Source organism: Paenibacillus sp. GbtcB18 (assembly GCF_019091125.1).
GTDB lineage: Bacteria > Bacillota > Bacilli > Paenibacillales > NBRC-103111 > Paenibacillus_F > Paenibacillus_F chitinolyticus.
Genome location: NZ_JAGXJX010000445.1, coordinates 1 through 263 on the forward strand (window position 1 = coordinate 1; position 263 = coordinate 263).

A 263-nucleotide genomic window follows, 5' to 3' on the forward strand; every position below is an offset into this window, starting at 1 on the left:
TATAAAATAAACGAGGCCGGCAAGCCGCCGATTAATATAAATTGCGGCGTCTAATCTCAGAGGCAAGTTGTTGGAGAAATTCGGCACCCAACTTCATTTGTAGGGCTTGTACGAAACAAACAAGCAGCTGATAATCACTAAGCAGCTCTACAGCTGATTTTTTTAACATGACATTCATCCTTTATGAATAAAATGGAAAACGTGGGGACAATCCAATAATAAAAGATTCAAATCGTTCCGACAGCGCAAATGGATTACGCAAT

General features: G+C 39.5%; 1 protein-coding gene. It reads right to left on the minus strand.

Going from position 1 to position 263, the window contains the following annotated elements; translation table 11 throughout:
• Nucleotides 1-31 precede the first annotated feature (31 nt).
• Nucleotides 32-178, minus strand: coding sequence for a sporulation histidine kinase inhibitor Sda (sda, locus tag KVT34_RS32870; protein WP_369016304.1), 147 nt, complete (start codon nt 176-178; stop codon nt 32-34).
• Nucleotides 179-263: the final 85 nt, after the last annotated feature.